This is a genomic window from Thorsellia anophelis DSM 18579 (genome assembly GCF_900111395.1).
In the GTDB taxonomy this organism is placed as follows: domain Bacteria; phylum Pseudomonadota; class Gammaproteobacteria; order Enterobacterales; family Thorselliaceae; genus Thorsellia; species Thorsellia anophelis.
The window spans coordinates 110,071-128,143 of the sequence record NZ_FOHV01000006.1 but is presented as its reverse complement, the minus strand read 5'-3'; the positions used below and the strand labels follow the sequence as shown (position 1 = coordinate 128,143).

Sequence of the window (18,073 nt, the reverse complement as noted above, 5' to 3'; positions counted from 1 at the left end):
TGCTTAGATAACAATCTATACTTAATTAAGTTATCTGTTATCTTTTTATCGAATTTAATAACAAGAATCCATCGTATTAATGCGCTTGTTAACAAAATATTATTTAATTCATCTAAGATTCTAAGATATTTGTAGTACAAAACGATAGATTGAGACAAAAGGAAGTAATTAATTATGCTAAACAGGTTCAAAATGAATATTCGAAGTCTGGTCATTTAAAATGTCCATTGACAACAGTTTAATTAATTTTGCTTTTGAGAGTAGAAGAAGCAAACTATACCAGTTCATATTGGAATCAGAGTTTATGTCAGCTAGTAAATACAAATCTTAGCTTAAATTGGCTGTGAGTTAAGCATCTTATGATTCATTAATGTTTAATATTACCCCCCTTTTTTAGCTATACTGATAAAGATGGATTAGGCGCTCATGTTATGAGTCAATGTGCACATGGTTTAGATTTGAATGGTAAGAGCTGAAAGTGTATGTGACTGCACTTACTGAGTGATTAAGTTTATATCATTAGCATCTTTTTAGATGTGATAGATCATTGATTCGTATGTTGAACTAATATCAATAGGTTTGGTATTAGAATAGATGCAGCTGTTAACAACAATAAACCAAATACGATTTTTTTAATTCGGTGAATAGGCCACTTAATAGGATATTTACGCTGCAAGAAAGTTTGTAAGCAAACAAATGGAAATGCAATAGCACAGAGCGTTAAAATCTTTAAGGACAGTTGGCCATCGATAGCAACGAGTATCGTTCGTAAAAGAGCATTTGCTGCGAAAGATAGAACTAAAAATCGCTTGATGGATTCTAATGTGAGCGGTTGACGATAAAGCAGATAAACAAGCGGTGGACCAGCTGTTGAAAATAATCCTCCAAGTATACCAGATAGAAATCCAAATGAACCAAATGTTGAGAGTTTACCTAATTTAACTGGTTCGTTACGTTGAATGATTAATAAAAAACTGGCTACTAGTATGGTTATGCCAAGTAATAATTTAAGATAAATTTCTAAGTCTCTACTTAAAAAATGCAGAAGCCAAAGCCCAGAGGCAACACCAATAAGGCTAAAGGATAGGCACGTGAAAAATGGTTTTTTAGGCAAAGTGGCTTTGCCTGTTTTAAGCATAGGGATAGCATTTGCTAGAGATAAGATGCTGATAACATTAGCAGCAGTCAGTAAGTCTAGCGAACCAAAAAGTGATGTTAGACCTAAAAATATTAAACCAAAAGCAAAGCCAGTTAGGTTCTGGGTAAAACAGGCAATAAATACACAAATAAGGAAGATAGAAATATCAGCAATATTCATTCAATTCCTCTAATGTATTATCCATGCCGTAAAACCTTTGCCTTCAGATAGGGTAGGATGTCAAAGTGGTAAAAATATCCATTAATAATTAATTATTTACAGGTTTTGTTATCGTAATGCTACTAGTTTATTATCAAGCGGAAACTTAATCGTAATAGATTGACTCCTATCATACACTTCAATTGATTAAATATGAATTCAAGTTTTGGTATTTGTTAATATAAACGCTAAAACTACATAACATTGAGGAGCCTTGTGACTCAAACTCTGTTAATAATACATTCCCCTGTAAACGCCTGTAAATATATTCTCATTTACATCTTACAAGTTGCATTGAAATTGATTAGACTAGCTTCATCCTAATTGAAGTTATTTTGCAGATTATTTTTTCTGTAACCGATTAACAATTTTAATTGTTGGTTTTCTTATGAAACTTTCTATTTTTGCTTTTCCTGCGTTATTTATTGCCACGTTGTTAATGTTGACCGCAACAGGTTTCTTTAATACTTACGTTTCCCTTTATTTAGATAAATTAAATGTCAGTACGATTTTAATCGGTGCCAATATTGCGTGTTATTATTTTGGAATGGTACTTGGTGCTAAAATCGGACAATTATTGATTGCGTTTTTTGGGCATATCAGAACATTTGTAGCATGTGCAGGGATCTGTACAATCGTAATTTTAGCGCATATTTTGATTCAACATATTTACCTATGGATGGGATTTAGGTTTATTCTCGGCATGGCCATGATGGCTCAATATATGGTGATTGAAAGTTGGCTTAATGAGCAAAGTGATAGTAAAAATAGAGGCGCTGTATTCTCAGGATATATGATTGCTGTAAATATGGGATTAATCCTTGGGCAATATTTTTTGAGATATTTACCAGAGCTCAGTATCACGCAATTAGTGATTGTTGCTATGCTCTTTGCTGGCAGTTTAATTCCTGTTGCTACCACTCGTAAAATCCATCCAAATGCCATCATTGTTGCACCACTAGAGATTCGTTATTTTTTAAAGACGACAACCCCCGCCTTATTGACGGTTGCTGTTGGTGGAATGTTAGTTGGTTCATTTTTTGGCTTAGCGCCTATTTATGCACAAAGTGCAGGATTTAGTGTTAATGATAGTAGCCAGTTCATCGCTGTTGCGATTATTGCAGGATTTTTAGTTCAGTGGCCTATGGGGTGGTTGTCTGATAGGGTTAACAGAACAAAGTTGATTCAGGTAAATGCCTGTCTTTTGGCTTTTTTAAGTATTCCTTTGTGGTTTGGAGCGTATTGGTCTGAAATTATATTACTCGTAATTATATTTGCTGTTGGGGTGTTTCTATTTACCCTATATCCAATTGCAGTTGCGCTTGCAAATGATAATATTGCTTCCACTAAAAGAGTTGCCTTAAGCGGCTTATTGCTTGCTATATTTGGTGTCGGAGCAGGTATAGGTCCGATTGCCTCTGGTATAGTGATGGACTATTTTTCTGCCAAAGCTCTATTTGTGGTCTTTTTTGTTATGGGCTTAGCGCTATTTGGACTCCTATTTATTCTTAAAAGTAATCCTTGTGAGGAAATCGAAGAAGGAATAGAAAAAACAGCACACGTGCCAGAGTATCCTATGAGTTCAGCTATACTAGACCCTAGAATTGAGCCTGAAACTGTTCCTGATGAGGCTAAAATTATTCTCGATCATATTGAACCAAGAGAAACGGAAGTGCCCACATCTATAGATGAACAATCAAGTAAGCAAATGTTGAGCGATTCCAATACTGATGCTGAAAACTCACAATTCACGGATGAATCAGGTGAGCTTAAAAATGATAAGAAACATGAGTAAATTTAAAAATATAGCAGATGAAAATGATGCGGAGTGTGCGCTATTTTTGATATAAGGTTAGTCGTTTTAAAATGCCGGCCTGCTTCATTTGCTTTAAAACAGATTGCTGTAACCTTGTGTATTTATCCTCCTGCAACTTTCCATTTAATAGGGAAGTTTTATTGAGCTTCCCTCTCCTAAAGAGGAGGGGGACTCGTCGTCATAGCTAACTGCTTAGACAATTATCACCACTTAGTTTTCTAGTCGCACCTACAAGTGTTTAACGTGTCGCTAGCCTCTATCGTAACTTATCTTATTATGCTGCCGGACGCAATCTCTCAACCTCGATGATATAGCACATTCAAATCACGAAAATGGCATTCACCATAATCCAGTTATGATAAGAATTCCTAACTACTCGTCGTTATCTGCCAAGTTATGCTTTTTAGAGTCCTAGCTACTTTGCAGATTCATGTGGTGGTATGTTGTAATCAAATACACTTGGAGTCATAACGAACCTGTGTAATTTTACGGCTCCAAACCAGTAGATGCATTCTCTTCATGAATAGGGAGCTTGTAAGCTTGAATGATAAAAATAGTTACCTATTTTTTCTTGCTAAATATTCAACCAACGTGTGAGTATTCATCTAAGACAATTTGAATTCTTACTGTTAATAAACTAAATCCTATCTATATAAGGCTTATTTTTTTAAAAATTAAAACTAAAAAAATAAATGTTTTAGCATCATAATCAATAAATAGGGTATTATGTCAGCCTAGTGAATTTTGTATAAGTATAGGTAAATAGAGGCTTGAAATATATGAAACAGAATAATTCTGTGATGCTGAATTCAATTCTAATCAAAGGATACAAATCTATAGTTGAGTGTCATGTAGAGTTAGGATCATTAAATGTATTGATTGGCGCAAACGGCTCTGGAAAAACAAACTTTATCAGTTTCTTTAAATTAATACGGACTATGATAGAGTCAAATTTACAAAGATTTGTGACCCAAAAAGGTGGGCCAGATGCATTACTGCATTTCGGCAGAAAAAATACATCCTCAATCTATGCCAAGTTAAGTTTCAATAGCACACCTTATGAAATTGAGCTAGTACCAACTGATACAAATCAATTAATGATTGATAGAGAGATTGTGTATATTGGAAGCAATGAAGCGCCTCTTCCTCTGATGAGCGGCGGCTACTTGGAGTCTCATGCTGAACATTACACTCACACACCTTCTGAAAATGAAAACTTGCGAAGTTTGATAAAACAAATTAAAAACTGGCATATTTACCATTTTTACGATACAAGTAATACAGCAAAAGTTAAGCAAGTGCATCAAATTAATGATAATTTATACCTTAGGGAAGATGGTAGTAATTTAGCTGCCTTTTTGTATAAATTAGAAAGGGATTATTCAAAAAACTATTATAGGATTATTAAAACCATTCAAAAGATAGCGCCATTTTTTGGTGGTTTTATACTGAGACCTATACCAGGAAATGAATCTTGCATCCAACTTGAGTGGTATGAAAAAGGCTATGATATTCCTTTTACAGCATACCATTTTTCTGACGGTACACTACGTTTTGCGTTAATAGCCACTTTATTATGTCAACCATACGAAGAGGAAAATTCCATTTTAATTATTGATGAACCTGAAATTGGATTGCATCCTTATGCTATTGCTATTCTTGGTGCTCTCTTTAAATCTGCAAGCCATACTAGGCAAATTATCATATCGACTCAATCTATTGAATTGGTTAATTGTTTTGAGGTAGGTGATCTGATAGTGATAAACAAAATAGAGCATCAAACAAAGATGAAAAAGTTAAATAAAAATGATTGGGAAGAGTGGTTATCTGACTATCAATTAGGTGAATTATGGAATAAAAATATGTTTGGTGGTCGATTATAAATGAAAAGGTGCATTGTATACGCAGAAGGGCAAACGGAAGAAGCATTTAGCCCTTTTCCTATAGGGCTGGATATGAGTAATTGTTGATTATTTTTGTAAAAGCCAGAATTCCATAATTACACCATTTACCTATTGTAAGTAAATCATCAAGGCTAGTCCCATACCTGTGTATGCATATTCACTGGTGCAAGCCATAATTTTTTATTTGGACCTGCACCATTAGGGTTGTAAATTAAAAAATAAGGCTAAGTAGTGCAGCGATACCAAAGGCAATCGTGCCAAGTAAGGTTTCCATTACAGTCCAGGTTTTAAGTGTTGTTTTCTCATCAATCTCAAGAAGCCTAGATACAAGCCAAAAACCTGAATCATTAAAATGAGATAAAACAGTAGAACCACCAGCAATTGCAATCACAATAAAACATAAATCTAATTGTGATAAGCCTGTTGTTGTTTCTACCACCGGCGCAATCAGTCCCGCAGTTGTTGTCAGTGCGACAGTTGCAGAACCTTGAGCAACACGAATACAAGTAGCTATGATGAACGCCGCAACTATCACTGGCAAGCCTGTATCAGCAAGTAATGTGGCTAAAGCATCACCAATACCACTTGCTCTTAATACGCCACCAAACATGCCACCAGCACCAGTGACAAGAATGACACTACAAATCGGAGCAAGTGAGCTATCACATAATTTTTCTAGATGTTTAAGACCGTAGTCTTTAGTAAATGCCGTGATACAAATTAATAAAGTGATTAAAAGCGCAATTGGCGTTTTTCCTAATAGTCTTAAAAATTGAACTAAAATTGCATCCCCATTAATAATTTTTGCGGTTTGTAAGGTGTTAAGGACCGTATCTAGTGAGATTAATAATACAGGTAAAACTAAGATAAGAAGAACAGTCGTAAACTTAGGTAATTTTCTCTCATCTATAATTTCGTTACTCATAAATAATTTTGAAACAGGTATGTTGAATTTTTTGCCCGCATATAAACCGAATAGGTAAGAACCAAAATACCAGGTTGGCAGAGCCACTAGTATACCAACAATCAGTAAAAGGCCAATGTTAGCATGCAGAGCATCGGCTGCTGCTACTGGTCCAGGGTGAGGCGGGACAAAGCCATGCATGGCAGCAAATGCGCCTGCTGCTGGCAGTGCATATTTTAGTACTGAACCACCGAAACGTGCGGCAACACTGAATATAATGGGCATCATTACAATCAGACCTGCATCAAAGAAAATGGGAAAACCAAATAAAAGTGATGCAATACCGAGTGCAAAGGGGGCTCGTTTTTCACCAAATCGGTTAATTAATGTGTCAGCAAGAACTTTGGCACCGCCTGTTGTCTCTAAAATTTTACCAATCATGGCACCTAAGCCGACCAGTAATGCTACTGAAGCAAGTGTTCCACCAAAACCTCCATTTAAAGTACTGATGACATCTTTATAAGGAATGCCGGCTGCAATTGCGGTTCCAAGGCTTACTGTGACTAATGATACAAATGCATGGATTTTTAAGTATATAATTAAAATGAGTAACGCTAAAACGGATAAAAGCGCTACCATTAATAGATATGTTTGTGAGTTGTCTATGATGCCGCCCATAAAGTTCCTTTTAATATTTTAATATTGTGATCTTTTTCAAATGAATCACATAAAGTAATTCACTTTTTTATCTGTTACCAGTAACATAGTATATGTAACTTTTTGAAAAGTGAATATCTGTATGCGTTAATTATTAGAATAAAATATGATTTTGAGAGCTGGCGCACAAATCAGTGTAATTGCAGGCAGTCAAAGAATAAGATTTAGTGTGGCTATTTTTTAAAAGGATGGTGTAATGATGAGCAAGTCTCAAGTAAGTATTGTCGTGATGGGAGTCTGTGGTACAGGAAAGAGCACGATTGCAGAACTATTAGCGCAAAAATATGGTTATGTATTTGTAGATGGAGACGATTTACATCCAAAAGAAAATGTTGAAAAGATGTCTCGAGGTGAGGCACTAGATGATTTTGATAGATTGCCTTGGCTTAATAATATTCAATCAGTGATTCATCAGCATGAACAAAATAACCAGTCGTTAGTGATTGTGTGCTCGGCACTTAAAAAATCTTATCGTGATATTTTACGTCAAGATAATGCACCTTTATTTATTTTCTTAGAAGGAGATAAGTCACTTATCGCACAGAGACTTGAAAAACGGGCCGGTCATTTTATGAAACCCAATATGCTAGAGACTCAGCTTGCAACACTAGAAATACCCAATCCAGCCGAAGAGCCAGATGTTAAATGGGTTTCAATTGTAGGCAGTATTGAGGACATAGTCGCTTCAGCTATTGTCAGCATAGAAGGTAGAGTAGCAAGTCTTTAACGGATGTTAAAGCAATTAGGCCATTAACGAACCTATCTCAAAATACCTTAAAATTTAAAGTGATAGGTTATGAGCATTTTGATTCAGTAATGAAAGTAAAAATTCAGGTTCTAATTGTACTTTTTCAGCATGACCTGACATTAATTGTAGCGCCAAATGGCGTTTTGCTTGATGTAATTGAATGATATGTTCTTCAATAGTATCTTTGGCTATTAATCTGTACACGGTAACTGTTTGAGTTTGACCGATTCGATATGCTCTATCACTAGCTTGGTCTTCGATCGCAGGGTTCCACCAAGGATCAAGATGAATTACGGTGTCAGCTTCAGTGAGATTAAGACCTGTGCCGCCTGCTTTTAAACTAATTAGGAAAATATCAGCAATATCTTGTTTGAATTGAGTGATTTCTGCCTCACGCTGTTTTAAAGTAGATTGCCCATCTAGATAGCTATATTTAATTGCATCTTTTGTTAATAAAGTGCCTAAGTTTTTGAGTAAACCGACAAATTGACTGAAAATAAGTACTTTATGCCCCCCTGCTAGTGCTTCTCTGATAATTTTAAGGGCTTCAAGTATTTTGCTGCTAGGTCCTTTAAAATCTTTAAAGACCAGTTGAGCATCACAACATACTTGTCTTAAACGTGTAATTCCGGCTAGAATTTCGAGAGAGTTATGCGCTTTTTTAGTTAAAATATCAAGTCGGATTGCTTCATAGGCCGCTCTTTCTTCTTGGTTAAGTTCTATATCATGGTTAATTTCAATTTTTTCCGGCAGTTCATCAAGTACTGCTTTTTTGAGTCTACGCAAAATAAATGGTGAAACCAAAGCTCGAAGCTCTGCGAGCAAATCATCCTCTTTATTCACTCTTGCATATCTTTCTTTAAATGTGGTCAAATCACCTAATAGTTCAGGATTTAAAAAGGCGAACAGACTCCATAATTCAATGATATTATTTTCAATAGGCGTTCCAGAAAGTGCGAGTTTTCCTGCTGATTTTAGAGTTAACAAGGATTTAGTTCTCTGGCTAGTCGGATTTTTTATCTGCTGAGCTTCATCTATTACGATTGTTTGCCAATTGACGTGTTTAAGATCATTTTTGTACATATTTAATTGGCTATATCCCATGATGATAAGATCATAAGGGTTTAAGCTAGTTAATAGTGCTTTTTTATCCGAACTATTTTCAAATACTCGGCAATTTAAATGAGGTGTGAACTCTTTTGCTTCGTATTGCCAATTAAATAGCACTGATTTAGGGCAGATCACTAAGCTTGGACCTTTATGGCTAAAGTGAGCAATCACTTTTAGAGCCTGTAATGTTTTTCCAAGCCCCATATCGTCTGCTAAGCATGCTCCAAATCCATGATGCAATAAGTTGATTGCCCATTTAACTCCGCTTTGTTGATAACAGCGCAATCTTTCAAGTTCAGACTCCTCTATCTCAATAGGTTGATTCCAATTCGATTGAAGCATTTGCCACTTAGGATTGTCATGTTGCTTTAATGAATCATCTAATTGTAATAAGGTATAGGCTCTTTGTGAGGATACGCTTAATGAGTCATCAAGTGCACCTGCTAAAATAGATAATTGAGCTTGGAGTGTTTCAGATAAGTGAATACGTGCATTCTCTTCTTTTAGATCAATATAACCATTGCGTTTTGATTGTAATAATTGCTGCAGTTCAATTACTCTGCCTGCATCAAATTCTAGATTACCTCTAAATGTTAACGCTTTGCTATTGCCTTCAACTTCAAGTTTGAAGGCACCTAAGTCAGCTTTAAAAATCTTAGGACTGCTTTTATGCCAATGTACCTCGACACCTGTTAATATATCTAACTGAGATAAAACCAGTTCAGCTTTGTCTATTGTAATAGCATAATCTTGATTAATATTAAATTCAGTTATCTCAAGTTTACGAAGGATTGTTTTAACCTGTGTGAGTTCATTTTCAATGTCTCGTTTTGCCCAAATATTTTTACCCACAGATAACCATATGTCCCCTTTAGCACTTGGCATAGAATACACACCATCCTCTGATTGATGAGTGATGGAAATATCTAATGTATGGGCTGTGAGTTTTAGCCATAGGTGAGGGGTCTGGCTCCATTTGATTACTTGAATATTAGAAGAGTTATCAATATGGTTATACCAATTAATGTTTTCAGCAAGTTTTTTTGTGAGGTCAAAAGCAGATTGCACTGCGATTTTAGGCACTTTTTTGATCATATTCAAAAATTTAGCGACTTCTGGTGCATAATCTTCAAATAAAATTATAGTATCACTGTGACGGCGGATAAGTTTTTGTTCATCTAGAAAATCATTAGAATCAGGATTTGGAAATCTTGCAATAATCGCGTGTTCACCTTCTTGTTCAAAGGTTAACAAAAATGGTTGTGCTGCAAGTGTGATTTGATTGCCATCATCATCGAATAAATTGGGGGTCGATTTTAGCAAGGATAGGAGTGGAGTCGAAATTCTAAACGTATCCTTTTCACTTATGATGCTATTTGTTAATAGTTTCGCGATAGTTTTATCGTTATCTGAAATAATATGTCCATAATTTTTATTTAACGTATTGATATTGACTTTACGCCCAACACTCCAATTTTGAGCTGTTTTCTTTTGCAATTTACCGCATAGGTCATATTTATCTGTAAAGGCCCATATAAATCTAGTTTCAGATGACGTCGTATTTTCCAACATAATTTTCCCAATAGTTTTATACAGGTCATGAAGGTTTAATCGTTTTTTGAGTTTCTCAATTTGTACGTGTTGAAAAATCCAGCTTAGCAACTGTCTATTGGATTTTTCAGAAAGCAACTACATAGTGCCTTGCGTACAGTGTTCTCTACTCTTATCATTGCATGACCTTAAAAAAATAGTCTTTCATTATCTATTAAAATAGAAATAAAGACCAGTAAAAGCGATATATTGCAAGTCATAGATGTGATTGATGTCATTATTTAATCTCATGGATGCTGAAATAGAGGAGAAGGGCGTAAGGAGCGGGGGAAGTTTATCATTCAAACGTAACACTTCCTCCATTTATGAGGCGGTTTATCCTTGAATGATGAAATCATAAAAGTTTGAATAATCCACTTCCTAATATTTCATTTTCTCTAAAGCCTGGCAAGGCAAAGAAAAAACCACCACCAAAAGGCTTAATGTATTCTTCTAAGGGCTCGCCATTTAATCGGTTTTGAGTATCGATGAATCCTTTTTGCAAGGAAGATTGATAACTTACAAAAATTAATCCCATATCCAGTTGACTGGCTTTTGTTAAGCCTAATGAATAATTATAACTTCTGCGCAATAATTTTGCGTCATGCCTACCGTGTTTTCTCGGTTCAGCACGCCTGACGTGAGAATCTATTGGTGTTATTTGATCAGCTTGATTATGCGCATAATAGGGCTCTTCAAATTCATCTGTTTTACCTAAATGTGCACCACTCCCTTTATGTCGACCAAAGTCAGCTTCTTGTTGCTTTAGGGGCGTTCTATCCCAAAACTCTAAGTATTGGCGAATTAGTCTCACTGCTTGATAACTCCCTCCATGAGTCCAGCTAGGTTCTTTTGAATTAGGACCAACCCAAACGATTTGATTCATCAGTGAATTGTCATGTTTAGAAGGATTACCTGTCCCATCTTTAAACCCAAATAAATTGATTGGAGTAGTATTGGATTTAATGGCCTTCGAGGGTAAAAAACCATCTATTTTCCAGAATGGTACTAAATATTGTGATGTATTTTTAATTATATCTCTTAAAGCATAGATGACAGTTTCCTTACTATTAGCACAAATTTGTAATAATAAATCCCCGTCACACCAAGATGTATCGAGCGCATCATTTGGAAAATCTGGCATGTCTATTAATTCAATCGGCTTTTGAGAAATAAGGCCATATCGTTTATCAAAAAGCGTAGCACCTACAGATACGGTAATAGTTAGGCTATCAGGGTTAATGTATTGACCAAGCATACCGGATTCAGATGGTGGATAGTTTTTATTTGGCTTTGCAGCAGGAGTACCACCTTGCGTTAAAAAAACAATTCGATTGGTCAAACGTGTAAATAGAGTTTTTAATGTCTCTATATCAGGTGCAACCGATTTAAATGCTACAAATATCGCGTCAGTGGTTTCAGGAGTCGTAATACCAGCTTGGTTAACACCAAATGGGGGGATGATTGTGAATAAACTTTCAGCACAAACTGATTTAGGTGTCTTTGGGGATAAATCATTTTTTAGTGACTCATTCGCGTTAGCAAATGGTATAGATAGCCCGGAAATAGCTGCGCTAATACCTATAGAAGAAAGAGACTTGATCCATTTTCTTCTATTAGGTAGTTGAGGATTATTTGCGCATATATGTTTAGATAAAGGCGAAAAATCGGCTTTAGAATCTATTTGTAAATTTTTAACAGGCGACATCTTACCTGAATCTTTGGGGGTATCTTGACTGTTATTTTTCATAATATCTCCCTAAGCATATTCGTAAATCTTGTTTCTTTTAGAGTGCAGTTCTATTGACATTATCCCCCTGCTAAAGCAAAGGGATTCCTATTGCGTACCTTCAATTACATAAATATAGATTTAGCCCAAAATGTAAGTGTTTACAAACCATCATCAAGATTCAAAATCCCTCTCAGAGTAGATAGATCTTCCGCTAAAGTTGTTATTTGAGCTTTCATCAAAATTAAATCTTGTTCAGACACGCTGTCATAGCTTTGATAACCTTCAGTTTCACTAACGCGATACTTGCCTAATGTCATGTTGATTGCTGAAAATTGAGCATCGATATTAGTCACTAGATCAGCGTTATGAGTTGTAATAAGGGGCTTTAACAAATCAAAAATATGATAAGCGCCTGCTAAATTCCCACTAAAATCCCATAGATCTGTTTTGCTATATCGTTCCTCTTCACCTGTTATCTTTGATAATGCAATTTCTTCTAGTAAATCAGCCGCTCCTTGGACCATCACAATAGGGGATATCTCGGTTTTTTTGATGTTTTCATTAAGTTGTAATACATCTTTAAGCAGTTTATCTGAAAATGGTTTTGTACCTTCAAGCGTGTTATCTGAAAATATCATCTTTTCTAAACGGTGAAATCCGGTGAACTTTGGATCCGCTGCGCCAAGTTTAAAATCGTCTTCCCTTGCATCTATAGCAGGATCAAGATCGCCAAATAGCTCAGCGACTGGTTCAATGCGTTCAAAATGCAATCTAGTGGGTGCATAAAGTGCCTTTGCAAGTTCAATATCCCCCGTATCAATAGCAGTAGTAAATTGTTCTGTGGCTTTGACTAATTCAGCCATCTCATTTATCACAAATTGTTTATATTGATTGATTGGTAAGTCGAATTGCTTATTTATTGTTTGCTCTTGAATGGTGGAAACGTCGCTTATCGCTGGAAATACGCAAAGAGTACTGATGTAGATCGCAGTAGCGATATTAAATACAGGTTGATTGATTTTTGTCTTAATTTTCATGCCTAGTTCCTTAAAAAAATAAATTCGAAAAAATAAATTCAAAAAAATACCAAGATAAATGTGAATATCGCCACTCATCAACATAATAGCTTAAATGAGAATAGTAATGCAAACAATAATTATTCTCATTATCATTTGAGAGTTTTAGAAGATCAACAAGCATTATTGTTATAAATGATGATGAGTTTGATAAAAATTAAGTTGTTCATGATGTCCGATTGAAGTGCTTGTGTAAGCTAACATTAAGAGTTGAAAGCGCCTATTGCCTTAACAATAGGGCGTATTTTCAGGATTAAAAACAGAAAATTAGAATAATTGCCAAAAAGCATTTGCTACAATAGATAAGTATCAATATTGAAAAGATAATGAATGTTAATAAGTATTTAAGTAGGTGCGTTGACAATGACTTTGTCACACCGTAGAGGGCAGTTTAAATTAGGGCATTTGGATCTTAATTCTGCAAAAAAGAGTTATTTGAATATTTAATGTAACTGTAACAAAAAATTAATGATAGAAGGGTTTCTGCGCTTTATTCTAATAATAACTTAATGATTATCGACTTATGAAGATATCGATGGGGCTGCATTTATCTAGTCTCTCCTTTGCTTTGGATACCCCTTGACAGGGTGGTTGCGCTTGAAATATTATGTAACATAATTGTGTTATTGGAATAATGAAAACTAATTTAAATATCTAGAAACTATGTTGCTTTATTTGTCGTATTTAGCATGATTGATTAAATGTGATAATGAATCTTATCAGTAAGATCAATTTTTAAGGATTTCGAAATGTCGATTATTAATACAAATGTGATGTCATTAAGTACTCAGCTAAACTTAAGACGCTCACAATCTGCACTAGGTACAGCGATAGAGAGATTATCCTCTGGTATGCGTATCAATAGTGCTAAAGATGATGCCGCAGGTCAAGCTATTGCTAATCGATTTACTTCAAATATTAAAGGTCTTGCACAAGCAAGAAGAAATGCGATGGATGGCATTTCAATCGCTCAAACAACTGAAGGTGCTTTGAATGAAATTAATAATAACCTTCAAAGAGTCAGAGAGTTAACGGTTCAGGCGGCAAATGGTTCTAATTCACAAACTGATCTCGATTCTATTCAAGCAGAGGTCAAACAAAGATTAGCTGAAATTGACCGGATATCGGAACAAACTCAATTTAATGGTGTCGATGTACTTGCTAAAGACTCTAACTTGAATTTACAAGTTGGGGCAAATGACAATGAAACGATTTCGATTGGCTTAAAAGAAATTAATAGTAAAACGCTAGGATTAGAAACGTTTAATGTTAATGGTGCAATTGGCGTTGAAGGCATAAGAGCAGAAACGATTATTATGGGTAAAGCCTACCCAACTAATCTTCCTATTATTGTTGGAAGAGATAATACGAAATCTGGGATGTTATCTCTAGACTTACCCGCCGTTCCTACGACTAATGCCGAGAAATTTCAGGAGCAAACATTAAAGAAATTATTTGGTGAAACCACTAACGTGGGAAAAGTGATGGTTGGGGATGATGGCACTCATGGTCTTAATCTTGGGCAACTAGCCATGGATTTAGCCGCACAATTTGGGGTGAGTAAAGCGACTATTGGATATGATCCTGATGAGCTTTTAATTGTAGGGACGGCAACAGGAGAGTTATTTGCAGATGAAGCAGGTAATTTATTTACCTCTGTTACGCTTGGTATCGGTAATGATACAGGCCCAGATGCCAGAATATTAGAAGCGCAAGGATTAAAATTAGGTCAAACTTACCTAATTGCGTTAGATACGTCTAAAACAACATATAATTCTGATAACTCAATTGCTTACATAGGTTTTGATGTTAAGTCATTGACAGCTGCAAATTTGCTTGCTGGATCGACTTATATGCCGCTTGAAGCAATTGATAAAGCCATTACTCAAGTTGATAATTTAAGAGGGGATTTAGGGGCAATCCAAAATCGTCTTGATTCGACTATTAATAACTTAGGTACGACAGTCAACAATTTGACTTCTTCTCGTAGCCGCATTGAAGATGCTGACTATGCTGTCGAGGTATCTAATATGAGTAGGGCTCAGATTCTTCAGCAAGCAGGAACATCAGTGCTAGCACAAGCGAATCAAGTTCCGCAAAACGTGTTATCTTTATTACGTTAAGTATTCCATTTAAGTTATACCGCATTTGATTTTTATTTACTCTCCTTATCAAAATAGCTTGGTAGGGAGAGTAAAATTCCCTCTTATAGAACGACTGAATTGTTATACTAGTTTTAGCCATGACAGATCAGTGTGATATGTCAATCCAAGTATTTAGTAACTAGGTTGATGTGAAACCATTCCTTATCATTGTAACGCTATAGAGCAGACTAAAGCATTAATTGCTTCCCATCATAATTCAATAACCTTCTTCCAATTAATATTATGGGATAACGAGTTTTGTGATAAATTCACAAATATGTCACAAACTCTTCATTTAGTTGTCATCTTTCGTGCTTAAAGTAATGAGTAAATTACTCATGCCAATATTTGTAATTAGTTATAAATATTGGGAATGTACATAAACTCAATCAAAAGGATGACAATTATGCAATTAAAACAGTTAGCAGTAATGGTTTCAGGTGTTATCTTAACCCAAGTGAGCTTAAGTGCCGGCGCACTTAATATCGTTCTATCGAATGATGATGGCTACACTTCGAATTTAAAAGCAATTTACGCGAAATTAACCGAAGATGGGCATAATGTGATTGCCTCTGTTCCTTGCCAAAATCAAAGCGGTAAGGGTGGGTCCATCAATTTCTCTGATACATTAACAACGTTAACAGAAGCTTGTCTTAATGATGCAGCTCCTGCTGGCGCGCCTGCGTTTGGGGAAGTAAACGGCGAGGAGAATATCTACTATGTTAATGGTACGCCAATCATGTCTTTGATGTATGGATTAGATGTGGTTGCTCCACAAGTTTGGGGAGCAAACCCGAAAATTGATTTAGTCATCTCAGGTGCCAATGAAGGGCAAAATGTAGGCTCAATCGTTAATAGTTCAGGCACAGTTGGTAACGCACAATTTGCATTATCAAGAGGGATACCAGCAGTTGCAATCAGCGCTGATGCTAATACCACGAATAACGATGAATTAGCCGCTGAAGTCGCACTCTTAACCTCTAAAATTATCAAAGATTTAGAAAGTAAAGTAGATAGCCAAGGTCGTTTATTACCAGAAGGATATGGGCTTAATATTAACTATCCGATGTTTGAAGCAGGCGATAGGGCACTAGAATTACCTTGGAAAGTCACACAATTTGGTACATTCAATGCATACAACCTGAAATTCACAGTGAATCAAAATGGTAGCGCCAATATTGGATTTGATATCTCTTCAACTGCAACTGAAGATCAAGCCAATGATGAATCAGTTGCTTATCAAAAAGGATTTGTGACTTTTACAATGATGCAGCATGGTTTTGAGGGTAATGCCGCTGCTAAAGAGTGGTTGAAAGTGTATATGAACGATGTTTCTTCTAAAACAGATGCACAATAATTAAGGGGAATATCATGAAAATGGTTCAACTATCGAAAGTTTTATTACCTGTATTTTTTGCGACTTTCTTAACTGCATGTGACAGTGAAGATAACTATACCAGTAATGCTGCGCCTAATGTTGAGTTACCTGATTCTGTCAATTCTGTCAATTTAGACAATAATACAGCATATCGCGTTACTTTGGCACCAAATGGTAATCAGTTACCTCAAATTGGTATGTTAAGCGTGAGCACTTCAGGTAATAAAAGATTGATGCTAAATGACAGCAATGGTATTCCAACAGTTAGCTTAGTAGAGCGAGACGGGGTGTGGTTCAATACAACTGATGTAAATTTACCAGCTAAGCAACTAACAATTGTCTCAATTGAACCTATCAATGATGCGGTGGTTGATATCGCTATGGGAGATTATGTGTTTAATCTCAGTAATGATGAAAATGCGCGTTTTTCAATCAATAATAGTTCGTTCATCGAAATTAACAGCGGGGAGTGTACTCTTTTTGGTGAGATTAAGGACCCCGCTTATCCAGGTCTGTTTAATTTTAATGCAACATCTGAGAATTGTTTAATGAGTTCTACTATTTCTAATGGTATTTTAGTGGTGAATCCTGATGATATGCCAGCGAGCTTTAAATTAGTTTATACACAAAACGGAAAGGTTCAATCTAGATACGTATATGCGTTATAATTTTCAAACGGGTTTAAGTAGCTGAAGATGGCTATGAAACCCGTTTTTTTTGACGATTATAGATGCTTTTTGCCCATCAGTGTATGATACTCACAAATTTATACTTTAGCCGCTTCATTTGGTTTTCTTCATATATATCAAAATAATATTCAGTATGTTAGAGATGTAGAGAGCAAATTCAATTTCAATTTATTTCCTTTCAAACTTATTTACCTTGGTGTTGGATGATATGCTATCAGTTGCATCAAACATAACTTTACCAGTACACTAAGACATTTATGATGTCATCAGTGCATGCATTAACATGATTCATCCCTTCTCCATCTGTTGCAAGAATAGAGCTAATTCACTCAGCTTATTTAGTCGGATTAGTCATAAATTACTTAAATGATAAAAAAGTGCCCAATTCAATTTGTTCTATTAGATTAGATTTTGTAAGTTGTTGCTTATTTTAAATTAAATTTCGCACGTATAGAATAAATAGTGCTATTTAAAAAATGATTAAATATGATGACTAGTTTAAACGAAGAATTAAAAATTAAGCAAAGCCCCGATTATTATTTTAAATTTACAAATTTATTTAAATTTAACTGTGCGGATTAATAGTTGATGTTATTTATTGCAGCGTAGATAAAGATATTTTTTATTAGAATTTTGTTTTTTAATTGTTTTTATTGAGTTTTGATTTTTTCTATTAATTTGGGATGATTAATTTTATTGTTTTCTTATGATATTTTCATGTGCCTATTTAATTGAATTTAGAAAGATTGAAAACAGCTATATTGAAAAAGCATTATTTTTATTTTATTCTTTGATGTTATCTATTTTTGGTAAGTGATGATTTTAGCTAGGTGGATAATTATTTTTATGAATTATTGGAAATATATAATAAAAAATGGTGGTTTAAATTATTTTAATTGTAAATAAGA

At 35.1% G+C, this 18,073-nt stretch carries 11 protein-coding genes; 6 read left to right on the top strand and 5 right to left on the bottom strand.

The features are described 5' to 3' along the window. Positions 1–544: 544 nt before the first annotated feature. Positions 545–1,318 carry a sulfite exporter TauE/SafE family protein gene (locus BMW37_RS05235; RefSeq protein ID WP_093318362.1) on the bottom strand — a complete coding sequence of 258 codons (774 nt, stop codon included), beginning with the start codon at positions 1,316–1,318 and terminating at the stop codon, positions 545–547. Positions 1,319–1,745: 427 nt separating this feature from the next. On the opposite strand from BMW37_RS05235, the gene BMW37_RS05230 reads away from it, so the two are divergent. Together BMW37_RS05230 and BMW37_RS05225 are read left to right on the top strand one after the other, a co-directional pair. Continuing rightward, positions 1,746–3,152 (top strand): MFS transporter, encoded by a 1,407-nt coding sequence (locus BMW37_RS05230; RefSeq protein WP_093318361.1) that lies wholly within the window; start codon positions 1,746–1,748, stop codon positions 3,150–3,152. Between the two features lie 800 nt (positions 3,153–3,952). Next, a complete protein-coding gene (locus BMW37_RS05225) occupies positions 3,953–5,056 on the top strand; it encodes an AAA family ATPase (RefSeq protein WP_093318360.1) in 1,104 nt (367 codons plus the stop codon). A gap of 232 nt (positions 5,057–5,288) precedes the next feature. Here BMW37_RS05225 and BMW37_RS05220 read toward each other — a convergent pair whose 3' ends face one another. Further along, a complete protein-coding gene (locus BMW37_RS05220) occupies positions 5,289–6,659 on the bottom strand; it encodes a GntP family permease (RefSeq protein WP_093318359.1) in 1,371 nt (456 codons plus the stop codon). 235 nt (positions 6,660–6,894) lie between these two features. On the opposite strand from BMW37_RS05220, the gene BMW37_RS05215 reads away from it, so the two are divergent. Next, a complete protein-coding gene (locus BMW37_RS05215; protein ID WP_245711029.1) occupies positions 6,895–7,425 on the top strand; it encodes a gluconokinase in 531 nt (176 codons plus the stop codon). A gap of 54 nt (positions 7,426–7,479) precedes the next feature. Here the strand turns inward: BMW37_RS05215 and BMW37_RS05210 are convergent, their stop codons facing one another. The 3 genes from BMW37_RS05210 to efeO all read right to left on the bottom strand — a co-directional run bounded on the left by BMW37_RS05210 (position 7,480) and on the right by efeO (position 12,915). Further along, positions 7,480–10,128, bottom strand: a complete 2,649-nt coding sequence (locus BMW37_RS05210; RefSeq protein WP_093318358.1) for a DEAD/DEAH box helicase — start codon at positions 10,126–10,128, stop codon at positions 7,480–7,482. A 373-nt stretch (positions 10,129–10,501) separates the two neighbouring features. Then, on the bottom strand, positions 10,502–11,854 hold the full coding sequence (efeB, locus tag BMW37_RS05205) for an iron uptake transporter deferrochelatase/peroxidase subunit (protein ID WP_093318413.1): 1,353 nt from the start codon (positions 11,852–11,854) through the stop codon (positions 10,502–10,504). Positions 11,855–12,036: 182 nt separating this feature from the next. Beyond that, entirely contained in the window at positions 12,037–12,915 is an 879-nt protein-coding gene (gene efeO / locus BMW37_RS05200) for an iron uptake system protein EfeO (protein ID WP_177168583.1), read from the bottom strand. Between the two features lie 788 nt (positions 12,916–13,703). On the opposite strand from efeO, the gene BMW37_RS05195 reads away from it, so the two are divergent. From BMW37_RS05195 to BMW37_RS05185, 3 genes are all read left to right on the top strand, one after another. Further along, on the top strand, positions 13,704–15,077 hold the full coding sequence (locus BMW37_RS05195; protein WP_093318356.1) for a FliC/FljB family flagellin: 1,374 nt from the start codon (positions 13,704–13,706) through the stop codon (positions 15,075–15,077). A gap of 427 nt (positions 15,078–15,504) precedes the next feature. Then, on the top strand, positions 15,505–16,455 hold the full coding sequence (locus BMW37_RS05190; protein WP_093318355.1) for a 5'/3'-nucleotidase SurE: 951 nt from the start codon (positions 15,505–15,507) through the stop codon (positions 16,453–16,455). A gap of 14 nt (positions 16,456–16,469) precedes the next feature. After that, positions 16,470–17,144, top strand: coding sequence for a hypothetical protein (locus BMW37_RS05185; RefSeq protein WP_093318353.1), 675 nt, complete (start codon positions 16,470–16,472; stop codon positions 17,142–17,144). Positions 17,145–18,073 lie beyond the last annotated feature (929 nt).

Excerpts from the sequence above, each read along its gene's own strand:
- BMW37_RS05235 (WP_093318362.1), bottom strand. The coding sequence starts at position 1,318 with ATGAATATTGCTGATATTTCTATCTTCCTTATTTGTGTATTTATTGCC.
- BMW37_RS05230 (WP_093318361.1), top strand. The coding sequence starts at position 1,746 with ATGAAACTTTCTATTTTTGCTTTTCCTGCGTTATTTATTGCCACGTTG.
- BMW37_RS05225 (WP_093318360.1), top strand. The coding sequence starts at position 3,953 with ATGAAACAGAATAATTCTGTGATGCTGAATTCAATTCTAATCAAAGGA.
- BMW37_RS05220 (WP_093318359.1), bottom strand. The coding sequence starts at position 6,659 with ATGGGCGGCATCATAGACAACTCACAAACATATCTATTAATGGTAGCG.
- BMW37_RS05215 (WP_245711029.1), top strand. The coding sequence starts at position 6,895 with ATGATGAGCAAGTCTCAAGTAAGTATTGTCGTGATGGGAGTCTGTGGT.
- BMW37_RS05210 (WP_093318358.1), bottom strand. The coding sequence starts at position 10,128 with ATGTTGGAAAATACGACGTCATCTGAAACTAGATTTATATGGGCCTTT.
- efeB (WP_093318413.1), bottom strand. The coding sequence starts at position 11,854 with ATGTCGCCTGTTAAAAATTTACAAATAGATTCTAAAGCCGATTTTTCG.
- efeO (WP_177168583.1), bottom strand. The coding sequence starts at position 12,915 with ATGAAAATTAAGACAAAAATCAATCAACCTGTATTTAATATCGCTACT.
- BMW37_RS05195 (WP_093318356.1), top strand. The coding sequence starts at position 13,704 with ATGTCGATTATTAATACAAATGTGATGTCATTAAGTACTCAGCTAAAC.
- BMW37_RS05190 (WP_093318355.1), top strand. The coding sequence starts at position 15,505 with ATGCAATTAAAACAGTTAGCAGTAATGGTTTCAGGTGTTATCTTAACC.
- BMW37_RS05185 (WP_093318353.1), top strand. The coding sequence starts at position 16,470 with ATGAAAATGGTTCAACTATCGAAAGTTTTATTACCTGTATTTTTTGCG.